At 67.9% G+C, this 1204-nt stretch carries 2 protein-coding genes; both read left to right on the top strand.

Annotation, left to right across the window (positions count from 1 at the left end):
• Window positions 1-7 precede the first annotated feature (7 nt).
• Window positions 8-145 carry a hypothetical protein gene (locus AB0G02_RS41215; protein ID WP_360806300.1) on the top strand — a complete coding sequence of 46 codons (138 nt, stop codon included), beginning with the start codon at window positions 8-10 and terminating at the stop codon, window positions 143-145.
• Window positions 145-1204 (top strand): extracellular solute-binding protein (locus AB0G02_RS41210; protein WP_360806297.1); only part of this gene is annotated, 1060 nt, incomplete at its 3' end. The genes AB0G02_RS41215 and AB0G02_RS41210, both read left to right, overlap by 1 nt.

Raw genomic sequence — 1204 nt, 5'->3', positions numbered from 1 at the left:
GCTCGCCGTGCCCACCACGGCCGACGAGTACTCCTGGACGAAGGTCTCCGCGCCGTTGCGCGGCGCGACCGGTCGTCAGGACGTGTACCTGGTCTTCACGGGGAAGGCCCGGATCGACAACCTCACCGTGGAGGGATCATCCTGATGCCCAAGCGACTCCTGGTGGCCGCCGTGGCCGCCCTGATGGCCGTGGCCGGGTGCGGCGGGTCGGACGAGGCCTCCGACCCGAACACCCTGAAGCTGTGGCACTACGAGGGCCCGGACAGCGCCATGGGCGTGGCGTGGACCGAGGCGATCAAGCAGTTCGAGTCCTCGCACCCCGGCGTGAAGGTGCAGTTCGAGGAGAAGGGCTTCGAGCAGATCCAGAAGACCGCCTCGATGGTGCTCAACTCCAAGGACGCGCCGGACATCCTGGAGTACAACAAGGGCAACGCCACCGCCGGTCTGCTGTCCAAGCAGGGCCTGCTCACCGACCTGAGCGACGAGGTCGCCAAGCGCGGGTGGGACCGCAAGCTCGGGCCGGGCATCGACACCACGGCGAAGTACGACGAGCGCGGCGTGATGGGGTCGGGCAAGTGGTACGGCATCCCCAACTACGCCGAGTACGTGATGGTCTACTACAACAAGACCATGTTCGACCAGCAGGGCCTCTCCGCGCCCAGGACGCTGGACGAGCTGACCGCGGCGATGAAGAAGTTCGCCGCCGCGGGCGTCACGCCGCTCGCGCTGGGCGGTGCGGAGTACCCGGCCCAGCAGGTGCTCTACCAGTTGGCGCTGACCAAGGCCGACCGCGACTGGGTCGACCGGTTCCAGCGCTACACCGGTGACGTGAACTTCCACGACAAGGCGTGGGTGTACGGCGCGGAGACGTTCGCGGAGTGGCTGCGCGAGGGCTACATCAGTAAGGACTCCGCCGGGGTCAAGGCCGAGGACATGGGCCTGGCGTTCATGCAGGGCAAGAACCCGATCATGATCAGCGGCAGCTGGTGGTACGGCCGGGTGCAGGCCCAGGTGAAGGACTTCGAGTGGGCGTCCGTGCCGTGGCCGGGCATGACGTCCGGGTCCAGCGGCAACCTGTGGGTCGTGCCGCAGGGCTCGAAGAACAAGCAGCTCGCCTACGACTTCATCGAGATCACCATGTCGCCGGCGATCCAGGACAAGCTGCGCGACGCGGGCGGCGTGGCCGTCGCGGCCGGTGACGCCC

Origin of the sequence: Actinosynnema sp. NPDC023658 (assembly GCF_040639995.1) — a bacterium.
Taxonomy (GTDB): Bacteria; Actinomycetota; Actinomycetes; order Mycobacteriales; family Pseudonocardiaceae; genus Actinosynnema.
Note: the sequence above shows the minus strand (reverse complement) of the source record. Positions and strands in the feature narration are given on the sequence as shown.